The 12,034-nt window shown below is 47.1% G+C and carries 8 protein-coding genes; 3 read left to right on the top strand and 5 right to left on the bottom strand.

Annotation, left to right across the window (positions count from 1 at the left end; translation table 11 throughout):
* Complete coding sequence (locus M1L23_RS02800) at positions 1-1,248, bottom strand: lipoprotein-releasing ABC transporter permease subunit (RefSeq protein WP_252625502.1); 1,248 nt, start codon at positions 1,246-1,248, stop codon at positions 1-3.
* 118 nt (positions 1,249-1,366) lie between these two features.
* Between M1L23_RS02800 and M1L23_RS02795 the strand changes: the two genes are divergently transcribed.
* The 3 genes from M1L23_RS02795 to M1L23_RS02785 all read left to right on the top strand — a co-directional run bounded on the left by M1L23_RS02795 (position 1,367) and on the right by M1L23_RS02785 (position 6,787).
* Positions 1,367-1,972: a PilZ domain-containing protein gene (locus M1L23_RS02795; protein WP_252625500.1), complete on the top strand. Its 606-nt coding sequence runs from the start codon at positions 1,367-1,369 to the stop codon at positions 1,970-1,972.
* Between the two features lie 68 nt (positions 1,973-2,040).
* Positions 2,041-5,538, top strand: a complete 3,498-nt coding sequence (mfd, locus tag M1L23_RS02790) for a transcription-repair coupling factor (protein ID WP_252625499.1) — start codon at positions 2,041-2,043, stop codon at positions 5,536-5,538.
* 40 nt (positions 5,539-5,578) lie between these two features.
* Positions 5,579-6,787, top strand: coding sequence for a CsiV family protein (locus M1L23_RS02785; protein ID WP_252625497.1), 1,209 nt, complete (start codon positions 5,579-5,581; stop codon positions 6,785-6,787).
* Between the two features lies 1 nt (position 6,788).
* Here M1L23_RS02785 and asnB read toward each other — a convergent pair whose 3' ends face one another.
* The 4 genes from asnB to M1L23_RS02765 all read right to left on the bottom strand — a co-directional run bounded on the left by asnB (position 6,789) and on the right by M1L23_RS02765 (position 11,918).
* Positions 6,789-8,816, bottom strand: a complete 2,028-nt coding sequence (asnB, locus tag M1L23_RS02780) for an asparagine synthase (glutamine-hydrolyzing) (protein ID WP_252625495.1) — start codon at positions 8,814-8,816, stop codon at positions 6,789-6,791.
* A gap of 17 nt (positions 8,817-8,833) precedes the next feature.
* The gene (locus M1L23_RS02775) at positions 8,834-9,904 is read right to left on the bottom strand and encodes an aspartate/ornithine carbamoyltransferase family protein (RefSeq protein ID WP_252625493.1); all 1,071 of its coding nucleotides are present in this window, start codon (positions 9,902-9,904) and stop codon (positions 8,834-8,836) included.
* Positions 9,905-10,024: 120 nt separating this feature from the next.
* The gene (locus M1L23_RS02770; RefSeq protein WP_252625492.1) at positions 10,025-11,467 is read right to left on the bottom strand and encodes a sodium:solute symporter family transporter; all 1,443 of its coding nucleotides are present in this window, start codon (positions 11,465-11,467) and stop codon (positions 10,025-10,027) included.
* Positions 11,460-11,918 carry a hypothetical protein gene (locus M1L23_RS02765; RefSeq protein WP_252625490.1) on the bottom strand — a complete coding sequence of 153 codons (459 nt, stop codon included), beginning with the start codon at positions 11,916-11,918 and terminating at the stop codon, positions 11,460-11,462. Before M1L23_RS02765 ends, M1L23_RS02770 begins: the two co-directional genes overlap by 8 nt.
* Between the last annotated feature and the right edge of the window lie 116 nt (positions 11,919-12,034).

Genomic DNA, 12,034 nt, shown 5'->3' with positions numbered 1-12,034 from the left:
TTACTCATAGCGAAGCGCTTCAGCAGGTTGAATTTGCGCAGCACGCCACGCAGGGTACAAGGTCGACAATAAACTTAAACCAAGGGCAAGTAACCACACCGCAATAATTTGCTGGCCATTAAAAGCAAAGGGTAATGTTTCCCCATACCCAAATACATTCACCCCAAGGGTACTTAATAGTGGGTTCAGTAATAGGGTTAGCAGTACCCCAAACACCAAGCCCAAGGTAGCACCTAGCCCGCCCGTGTACATGCCTTGTAGCACCAGCACTATGTATATACGGCGCGGAGTTAAGCCTAATGTTTGTAATACCGCCATGTCGCCGCGCTTATCTTGCACTAGCATAACCAGTGCCGACACCGCGTTAAATGCCGCCACAGCGACCACCAAGGCGAGCATAATCATCATCATGGTTTTTTCCATTTGCACCGCAGCAAATAAGCGCCCATAGCGACTATGCCAGTCGTCTACAACATAGGGTTGTTCACCCGCGGCTGGCGCCGGTAGTGCATTTCGTACTGCCACTGCCACCTGCCCTGCCGCAAAAGCATCGTTTAAATACAGGCGAATGCCCGTTACATGCTGTGGCGCATAACGAAATAATTTGGCGGCGTCGGTAGCGTGTAAAAAAACCAGTTGCTGATCAACTTCCGAGCCTGCTTCAAACAAACCTACAATTCGAAATTGGCGCTGTGCTGGCAAGGTGCCTAGTGGCGTGTAACGCTGGCCTTCAGCCGCCATAATTCGTACCGAAGCGCCCGGCCACAGCGAAAGCTGCCGTGCGAGCGAACGCCCTACAACAAGGCCGTATTCACCTGCCCGTAAATACTCGAGTTGACCTTGCACCATCATAGTTTTAATTAAACTGTCGGCGGCTTCTTGTTCAGGATAAATGCCTTGTAACAACACTGGCTTTAAACTTGACTCGCCCTGAATAACACCTTCAGCACTCACGTAAGGGCTACGCCCAACCACTTGCGTTGGCCACGCTATGGCGCTGTCTAATGCGTGCCAGTTTGCTATTGTACCCCGCTCGGGTGCTGTTACTGTGACATGGGGCACCACCCCTAAAATGCGTTTTTTCAATTCGTTTTCAAAACCATTCATTACTGAAGTCACCACGATTAACGCCATCACTCCTAGTAATATACCTAGCATTGACACTCTATTGATAAAAGCCGCAAAGCCACCTCGGCGGCGGGTGCGACTATAGCGCAGAGCTAAAAACAACTCCGTAGGCTGAAACATATATTTTTCCGAATTCACATGCACACAACCTTTGACAGATTGCTTGCGATACAGGATGCTTTAAGGATAATGACAACGGGCCGCAGACACAACGGCTGGTTAGCAAACGGAGTAATTTATGAGCACACCTCAGCTCACAGCGCTTGAACGTTATCAGGAATACTACAGCATTGCTGATGTGGTTCCTATAAACGTACAACCATTAGCACTACAGCAAGCGCTACCCGACTGGGACACTTTCAACCAAGAAATTCCCGATGTGTTTCGGCTCGCTTCCGAATTACACAGCGCCGAAACAAGCTCGATGGCAGCCCTACGACATATGGGTGAAGCTGCCGAACTTATTGCTCAAGTCATACAACAACAAAACCGTAAATTAAACCTGCTGCTTGGTTATGTGTTACGCAATGAAGACCACCCCGAACAACGCCAACAAACTATTGAGTTAGGTGGTGGTGGGGTTCGCTATCTTAATCATAATAGCGAGCTAGTGGTAGGTCAGCAGGTGCAACTAAAATTATTTTTAACCAGCGCCCAGCACAGCCAGGCAGCGGCCATCTATGCCTATGCCGAAGTTGCTGCCCTAGAAGCCACTGAAAAAGGGCAATTAGTTACCCTCGCCTTTAGCCGTATTCTCGACAGCGATCGGGAAATAATTGTTCGCGCCAGCCTGCATGCTCAAACGCGGCTGCTTAAAAAGCGTGCGCAAGAACGGGATAAGTAAACCAAAGCCTGTTCTTTGGGGTATAATCAGCACCTCTTTTTTATTGTCTTGGCCAAAGAATACTCGTTATGCAACGTTCTACTTTAGTTACGCCCCCTGTTCCCGAATCGGCAACTTTAAACCAAACTTGGAGAGAACTAGAGGGTAGTAGCCTAGCACTCGCCCTAGCGTCGCTTATTAAAACCTCTGCCCAGCCTATACTTATGGTAACGGCCGACGCTCCGGCAGCTTACCGTTTAGAACAAGAGGTAAGTTTTTTTCTGGCCGACACCGACGCCCAAGTGCATGTGCTTCCCAACTGGGAAACCTTGCCCTACGATAACTTTTCGCCTCACCAAGACATTATATCTGAACGCTTACGTATTTTGGCGCGCTTGCCCGCTATGCGCCAGGGTATGCTAATTGTTTCTCTTAACACCTTAATTCACCGTTGCCCGCCGGCCAGTTTTATTCAAGGCCATGCGCTAGAGCTGAAACGTGGTGAGCAAGTTAGTGTTGAAAGCTTACGTATTCGGCTTGAACGGGCAAGCTACCGTCACGTTAACCAAGTTATGCAGCATGGTGAATACAGTGTACGCGGGTCTATTCTCGACCTTTTCCCCATGGGTGCCAGCAGCCCTTTTCGGATTGACTACTTCGATGACGAAATAGACAGCATTCGTACCTTTGATCCTGAAACTCAATTGTCGTTAGCAACGGTGCCGGCTATTGACCTGTTGCCCGCCCGTGAATTCCCTACCACACCTGAAGGTATTGAGCTGTTCCGGCGCCAATTTCGCGAAATGTTTGAAACCCAAACCGCTCGCGACTCCATTTATCAACAAGTTACCGAAGGCATTATGCCTAACGGTATTGAATACTATTTCCCCTTGTTTTTTGAACAAACGGCCACGGTTTTTGACTATTTACCTAGCGACTGTATTTTGGTTACACAAGGCGACATTCAAAAACAACTCGACAGTTTATGGTTCGACATTAACTATCGTTATGAAGACCGCCGCTGGGACAAACAACGGCCTATAATGTCACCGCAGCATATTTATTTATTGGCCGATCAAGTTAACGCCGCCTTTAAAAACTTGCGCCGTATTCGGGTTGATATTCCCACCGCTGAACGGGCCCGTGGCCCAGTACACTTTGGCACCAAAGCAATGCCCGACATTCGCGTGGAGCCACGTCACAAAGAGCCCCTAAGTGCATTACATGCAGCCTTACAAACAGCACAAAAAAAGCAGGCCCGCATTTTATTTGTCGTAGAAACCGCAGGGCGGCGTGAAAGTGTGTTAACGCTACTGCAAAAAGACCAAAGTGAGCACGCTATACACCCGGTAGAATTCGACCACTTCGACAGCTTTATAGCCGACCAAGCTCCCATTGGTATTGTTATTGGTAATTTAAGCCATTCTTTTATTGCCGAACTTGAGCAGCACGGCCAGCCGCAACCCCTATGGGTTATTACCGAATCTGAATTGTTAGGCTCGCGCCCCGACGTGCGCCGACGCAGCGAACAAAGTCAGCAACAGCATGCCGACGCCCTGATCCGCAACCTTGCCGAGCTGTCGCTTGGCCAACCAGTGGTGCATTTACAACACGGCGTTGGTGAATACCAAGGCCTTACTACTCTCGACACTGGCGGCGTGGCAGTGGAGTTTCTTACTTTAGGTTATGCCAACAACACGCGCTTATTTGTACCGGTCAGCAGCTTGCATTTAATTAGTCGCTACAGCGGTGGCGACAGCGACAAAGTACAATTAAATAAGCTAGGTAGTGATAATTGGGAAAAAGCGCGCCGTAAAGCGGCTGAAAAAATTCGTGACGTGGCTGCAGAGTTACTCGAAGTTTACGCCCAACGGGAAGCTAAACCTGGCTTCCCCTTTGTAATAGACAAAGAAGAGCATGATCGCTTTGCAGCCGGCTTTCCTTTTACCGAAACCGACGATCAGCTTAATGCTATTGCCGCTGTATTAGCCGACATGCAATTACCGCGTGCTATGGACCGCTTAGTGTGTGGCGACGTAGGCTTTGGGAAAACCGAAGTAGCTATGCGAGCCTCATTTACCGCTGTGCATGGCGGCAAGCAAGTAGCGGTATTAGTACCCACCACACTACTGGCCCAGCAACATTACGATAATTTTAAAGACCGCTTTGCCGACTGGCCCGTACGCATTGAAGTACTGTCTCGATTCCGCTCTAGTAAACAAACCAAAGAAACCCTTGCCGCACTTAAAGAAGGCAAGGTTGATATTGTTATTGGCACGCACAAATTACTACAAAGCGATGTAAAGTTTGCAGACTTGGGCTTATTAGTGGTCGACGAAGAACACCGTTTCGGCGTACGGCAAAAAGAGCAAATCAAACGTTTACGGGCAGAAGTAGATATTTTAACCCTAACTGCTACGCCCATTCCGCGAACGTTAAATATGGCCATGAACAGTATTCGCGACCTGTCGATTATTGCAACGCCACCCGCTCGCCGTTTAGCGGTAAAAACCTTTGTGCGAGAATACGACAAAGCTACTGTTCGCGAAGCCGTATTACGAGAAATATTACGTGGTGGGCAAGTATACTTCCTGCATAACAATATTGACACCATAGCCGAAGCCGCCGATAAGGTACGTGAACTGGTGCCCGAAGCCACCGTACGTGTTGCCCACGGGCAAATGGGTGAGCGCGAACTTGAAGGCATTATGGCCGACTTTTATCACCAGCGTTTTAATGTCCTTATGTGTACCACTATTATAGAAACAGGTATCGACATACCAAGTGCCAACACTATTATTATGGAGCGAGCCGACCGACTAGGCCTCGCTCAATTGCACCAGCTACGCGGCCGAGTGGGCCGTTCTCACCACCAAGCCTATGCGTATTTATTAACACCAAACCCAAAGCGTATGACCAAAGACGCGCTCAAACGGCTTGAAGCAATTGCTCAGCTTGAAGACTTAGGCGCAGGCTTCGTACTGGCAACCCACGACTTAGAAATTCGTGGCGCTGGTGAGCTTCTTGGCGACGAGCAAAGCGGCCAAATAGAAAGTATTGGTTTTACGCTCTACATGGATATGCTCGACCAAGCTGTAACCGCCTTACGTGAAGGCCGTGAACCTTCACTTGATGCATTATTGCAGCAACAAACAGAAATTGATTTACGCATTCCGGCTCTCTTGCCGAGCGATTTCATTCACGACGTAAATGCTCGCTTGTCTATGTATAAACGCATTGCCGGAGCACAAAGCGTGCATGAACTCGACCAACTGCAAGTAGAATTAATTGACCGTTTTGGCTTGCTACCCGAGCCGGCAAAGAATCTATTTCGGCTAGGTGAATTACGCATTAGTGCCAGCCAGCTTGGTATTCGTAAAATAGAGCTTGGCCCACTTGGTGGCTACGTAGAATTTAATCCCGACACTAAAGTAGAGCCCGTAACCATTATTAAGTTATTACAGTCTGAGCCACAAACCTATGCTATGGAAGGGGCTACGCGGCTTAAAGTGAAAGCCGTCGTAGACGATACTCAAGCACGAATAAAACTGGTACAGTCGTTATTTAATACGCTGCTACCTGTTTAACCATGGCTAAATTAAGAACCAATAGGCGACAAAAATATTGATGGGAAATTTTCGTATGTATCACGGGGCAAACCTTGTTGGCCTAGCCTTCGCCGTAGCCGTAAGTGCCTTTGTAGCACTAACACCCACCGCCAATGCAAACAGCAGCGACTACCGTTGGTTTGAAGTAGAGGTATTGGTGTTTCGGCATTTAAGTGCTCCCGACACCGACGAAGAGCTTTTTCCTAATGCTATTACGCCTATTTCTGTCCAAGGTGCTCTCGACTTAATTACTCCTCAGTTAAGCCCAAATAAACTTCGTGGTATTATTGCTGCCTTACCATTGTGCTCTTGGGTGCGCGACTTACCTGATGGCGTTGGTGAATACCAACTTAATCAAACTAAACCAATGTTTGCGCCCTTACCTAGTTTAGCTCCACAGGATGTTTTTTGCCGTTATCACGAGCATGCCATTATTACTGATCGACTTTATTCTCCTACGCCACCCGCTCCTGGCATGGAAATTTGGCAGCAAACACCAAAGGTTATTCTTGGGGCTGGCGGCGACATACATGAACAAACTGCACCCTTTTTACTTACCCAAGAAAGCCTTACTTTTAATCAATTAAAAAACCAATTAGAACGGCGTGGTCTTGCTCGAACTATGCTGCACACTAGTTGGCGTCAGCCGGTATTTAATCGTAATGCTAGCCAATATTTACGTTTGTTTGGTGGTCATAACTTCACTAGTGAATTCGACTACTTTGGTTTTGCCACGCAACCTGAACACGAAAGTTACGACGACGCACATCCAACGCCTATGCTTTTGATCGACAAAAACCCTAGCCAGCAGCAGCTGAGTCGTTTAAAAGAGCTACTAAATGCAATTGAGCAAGGTAAATTTCGCTTTGTGCGGCCCGCTGAAGGCGAGCAGTTATTAACGAAAGCACCAAGCAACCCACCACGCGGGTTACCAAAAAATGTTTGGGAGCTCGACGGCCTACTACGCGTCTACTTAGTGGGTAATTATTTACACATTGATACGGAATTTAACCTACGCGAACCTGAAAGTATTTCGCAACAACTTTCAAGTGTTGAAGACCAAGCCGACACCTGGCTACAAGGTGAAGTGGAAGAAGTGCCTTTCTTACGGGCCTATCACTTAAAACAATTACGCCGCGTAATTAGCCATGAAAGACACTACTTCGATCATCCTAAATTCGGTGTTCTGGTAGAAGTTCGTCGTACCGAATTGTCACAGCGCCGCTAGCTTAAGCAACCCAGCCCAAAGTAGCAGCACGTTTCGCAGCGTCGGCTGGCACATCGGTTTGCACAAAGAACTGATGTAGAATTTGTACTCCGAGCATATGGTTCACCACCGCATCAAGCTGCACCTGCACTTCAGCAGTAATGGCTGGGTCGTCATGCATAGCAAACAACTTTTCCACTTCGTAATAATCAAGCAAACCAGCCCGCTCAACAGCTTCTTTACTTAAATGACGCTCGGCGAGTACCATCATTGCTTGCCATTTCTTCGTGTCTGTATGAGCTGGTGGTGCCATAAATGCAAACTTCTCTCGCTTATACAGAGTTTCTGGCAGCAGCCCTTTCATTGCTTCTCGTAACACCCACTTTTCTTTATTGCCTTTAATACGTAAGTGCGGCGGAATGGTAAATGCGTGTTCCGCTAAGTGATGGTCGAGAAACGCAGGCCGTGCTTCCATTGAATGTGCCATATCAACCCGATCACCACCCCAGGTAAGTATTTGCCCTTCTAACATAGTTTTTATCCAAACATATTGGGCTTTATCGAGCGGATGACGATCAGTAAGCATGGTTTGGTCGAGAGTGGCTGCAATGGCAGCTCCGGCATCATACTGACCAAGCGCTTCACGGTGTGGCGCTGCTAATAATTTATCGGCATAGGTAGCGCAAGACAGCCAAGGCTGCACACAGCTTGGTGTAAAACCCATTTTTTCCACGAAAGCGTCACTCACAAACTCTTCGCGCGCCAGCATAGCGCCTTTTACTAGTTTATTACTCTGTTCTAACAACGCTTGCCAGTCTGCCCGCTCTTCCGGCGGTAAATGGTCTAGGCCATGTAAGAACATGTCTTTACGAAAGGCTGGGTAGCCACCGTAAAGTTCATCTGAGCCTTCGCCCGTTAGCACTATTTTATAGCCTGCTGCGTTAACCTGTTTACTCATTAGGTATTTTGCTACACCCAGTGTGTTATAAAAGGTGCGCTCCGTATGCCATAGTGTTTGTTCAAAGTGATCATAAAGATCATCACCATTTAAGGTCATAATATGGTGATCTGCATTCGTAGCTGCAGCCATTTCTTCTGCTATAGGTGTTTCGTCATAATCTGTCGAATCAAAGCCAATTGTAAAGGCTTTGATAGGCTGCTGGCTAATAGCAGCAGCTAAGCCCAAAATAGAGCAAGAGTCGATACCACCGGAAAGGTAGCAACCTACAGGCACATCGGCGTTCAACCGCAGCTGTACAGCTTCAAGCAACTGCGCCCGCACCTCGCGAATGTAGGTTTCTTCATTCGGGTTTTGATCATGCTCATGGGCCAGAGGAAAGTTCACGTCCCAGTATTTCGTTTGGCTAACTTCTAACTTACCATTTATTCTAGACACACTAACCACATGCCCTGGCGGTACTTGTTTAATACCTACAAAGGCAGTGGTACCCGGCACCATTACTTGAATAAGCTGATGGTAAATTCCTGCCGAGCTAAACTCTCGCTTAACCTCTGGGTGAGCAAACAACACTTTTAGTTCCGAACCAAACACCACACCCTTATCGGTTTCAGTGTAATACAGTGGTTTTACCCCAAAACGATCACGCACCAAATGTAGTGTGTCGGCGGTTTTATCGTAAATAGAACAAGCAAACTCGCCCCTTAATTCAGGCAGCATGTTCATTAAACCTAAGTGTGGGTATAACGCCAGTACCAACTCGGAATCTGTTTTAGTGGCAAAGCGAGCCCCCTGCGCGGTTAAGTCTGCTCGAATTCGGTTGAAGTCATAAAACTCGCCATTATGGGCCAACATTAAGTTATTGTCGGCCGACACAAAGGGTTGGCGCCCACGGGTTTCATTTAAGTCAATGGTGGATAACCGCGCATGGCCAAAGCCCACACCAGCTTCAGGCATTACCTGATAACCAAAACCGTCGGGCCCACGGTGTTGCATAATAGCAGCCATATTTACTAAAGTTTGAGACACCTGTTGTTGCGAGTCGCTCATGTTGTTCGGGTTTACATAAAATACACCGGCAATTCCGCACATAACTAATGAGACTCCTTTTATACAACATCAATAACACGACCGGCGCGCTGAACCATACAGGTTAGTAACGCCATTCGTAAAAATACGGCACCACGTGCTTGGCTGAAATACCAATTATGCGGCGTACCGTCGAGATCTTTATCTAATTCATCACCACGCGCTAAGGGGTGTAAAATTATTCCGTCTTCTTTAAGCGGTGAACTCGCATTCAGGTTGAACTTAGAGCCATAGGTTTCAAAACCGTCACCTTCCCAGGCAATTGCATTAATGTAAGTAACATCAAGCCGTGGCAGCTCTTGGTCTAAGTTGCCACTAAAGGTTAGCTTTAAACCTTGTGCTTCAAGCTCTTCTCGCTGCCCTTCGCTAAATAATGCGTCGTCTGAACTGGTGTCATGAATAATAACTATTTCTTTAAAACAGTCGGAAAACACCGCAAGGGCTTTTAATAAACTACGCACCGTGCGCATTTTGGCTGGCCTGCCTACTATTCCCATGGTTATACGCTGGTCTTCAGTTGGCTTGCCTTCAAGCAAGTCGGGCCGCCATTTGAAAATGGCATACAAATCAGACATGGCCTGGGTAGGGTGTTCGTCGCTACCGTTACCGGCGTTAATGATAGGAATACGCAGGGTGTCCATCATAATATTAATCGAGTCTTCTTTGTTGTCGCGTAACACCACGCAGTCGCCGTAGTTATTAAACATTTCCGCCACATCGTCGAGGCACTCACCTTTAGCAATACCGGTAGTGGCCCTATCGGTGATCGACATAATGTCGCCACCTAAACGGTGCCAGGCACTTTCAAAGCTGAGTCGGGTGCGGGTACTGGGCTCGTAAAATGCACTAATAAGAATTTTACCCTGCAACGGTGTACTAAACCTGGTGGGGTTACTTTCATATTTTGCCGCTAATCGAAACAGTTGCTTCAGGGTGTTTTTACACAGCTGATCAGACGACACAATGTGTTCGTTCGACAGTTTTAACAAATAATCGCCGTCCTCCTGAATAGCTCGAAGCAACGCCTTGGGGTGGGCGTCGCCGTACACATCAGGTCGTTCACGATTAAAAGACGCATCACTTACGGTCATAGAATTACCAAATCTCTTTTGCTTTCAAATCAATAAAAAATAACACCAGTAAAATAAGCGGTGCTAGCGCTGTTAATATAAGTGCTATCGCTACAAGTCCGGTTAAACCGGTTAAGGAAATCATAGGCTTTCCTCTTCATTTAACGCACTCCAATTAAAATGCGTTTTACTCTGCTTTAGGCCTAGCCAGGTAATTAAGCCCGACACGGCGCACGAGCTAAGCGCTGCCACATAAAAACCAACCACAAAATAAAATGTTAGGCCAACAATAGTGCCTAATGCCATGGCCCAGGCGGCCCATTTACCTGCTAGCCGAGGGTTATACAGCCCCACTACAATGGGCCAAATAGTGCTTGCTACAAAAGCTCCTGTAAAGTTAAGCAAAGCACCTAAAGTGGCTATTTGGGGCAAGCAAAACAACCAAGTTACAAGTCCTAGCCCAATAATTGAGCGCCGATTTACTTTCAGTAACGTTGTATCACTAGCTGTTGGCCGTAAATGCTTTTGATATAAGTCTCGCGTAACGAAGTCTGACGTGGCCGCCAGCAATGAGTCTAAGCTCGACGCCAATGCTGAAAAAACCACTACAAACACAACCACCGCACCAAAGGTACCCAGCACATGAGCGGCAACACTAGGGCCAACCATATCAGGGCTAGGTGGGAAAATGCCTAGTTGCGGTGCAGCTAAAGCTACAAAGCCCGCCACAATAGGAATAGGCAGCCATAAAATACCGCCCAATAAAAAGGCTTTAAATGCTACTTTTTTACGAAACGCTAACGCCCTCGACCACCATACATTGGAATGAAATATTTCACCTAAACCAAAAAAAACATTGTTGAAAAGAAACATAATAGCGGCAGGAAATAGCAAGCTGAGTAACTGCGGATGCTCCACACTAACGTGGCTATGGATTGGCTCAAGGCCGCTATTTGATAACAGCAAAAAGGCCACTAGAACAATACCTATAATTATAATAATGGCCTGAATAAAGTCGGTGGCTATAACTGCTTTTAAGCCACCAAATAATGTGTAGGTAACGCAAATAAATAAAATGGCAGTCATGCCTATATGGTAATCAAGCCCACTTAGCGCCTGCAGCAAAATACCGCCCGCCATACCTAAACTAATCAGCCAGCCCATGGCATACACCAAAGAAATGAAAATAAATATACGCCAGGCCCAATGGCCGTAACGCAACCGAATAAAGTCACCACTGGTGTAGCCTTGCGGTAATAATTCGCGAATACGTGAGGAAAGTGGTGCAAATAGAATTAACCCTAGGGCAGCAAAGGAATAGCCTACCATGCCCCAAATACCAAACTGATAGGTTAGTTCCGGTGCCACTAAGGTGGTGTTGCTGGTTACCCAGGTAGCCATAGCTGTGGCTGTGGCAAAGGCAAAGCCTACATTTCGGCCTGCTAGAGCAAAGTCTTCGTGGGTTTTATTTGAACGGCCTATAAACCAACCAAACACAATCCAAACAATACCAAACACCACCACAATACTAAGGCCTATCGTGCTATTAAGAGCAAAACCGCCAGGCTCTAAACTATTAGGCATGCAACCTCCTTATGTTGCTGGCATGTTTTGCAAGCTGATAGCGCACCAGGGTAGCTACCAATAACACGAACATGGCGGCACCAATAAAAAACAATATGAATGCTTGAAGTAAGGAATGATGTTGAACACTAACCACCACAATATTACTGGTGTGGCCTTGTTCTTGTGCGCGAAAATAATATTCGCCCGAAGAAAAGCCGCTTAAAGCAAGCTTATTGAAGTGCCCCATGGGGGAATAATGCGAGGTAATGTCGGTGAAGTCGGCAGTAACCGAACGTTGAATAATTACTTTTCTAGGGTTTTCAGCCCCAGTAAAGCTGAGTTGAAAAAAGCCTGCTGTTACTGGCTCTGGAGGTCCCTTCAGCTGCAATTCTTGGCTTGCGGCCGAAGCAATAAAGACAAATAGTACGCTGCTCACAAGCAGCACTTTCCATAACCTTGCTTTACTCATACGAGTCCTCTTGCCAAGCACCTACTAAATTTTATTAGTAACGCGCTGGGGAGTAACTAAACGAACACCGTAACAACTGAGCTTTTCATTTGCAAATACGCCCCAGCTGCCGTTTT

The sequence above is a fragment of the Aliidiomarina quisquiliarum genome (genome assembly GCF_023922585.1).
Lineage (GTDB): Bacteria > Pseudomonadota > Gammaproteobacteria > Enterobacterales > Alteromonadaceae > Aliidiomarina > Aliidiomarina quisquiliarum.
The sequence above is the reverse complement of the archived record's forward strand: the minus strand, read 5'-3'. Positions and strand labels throughout refer to the sequence as shown.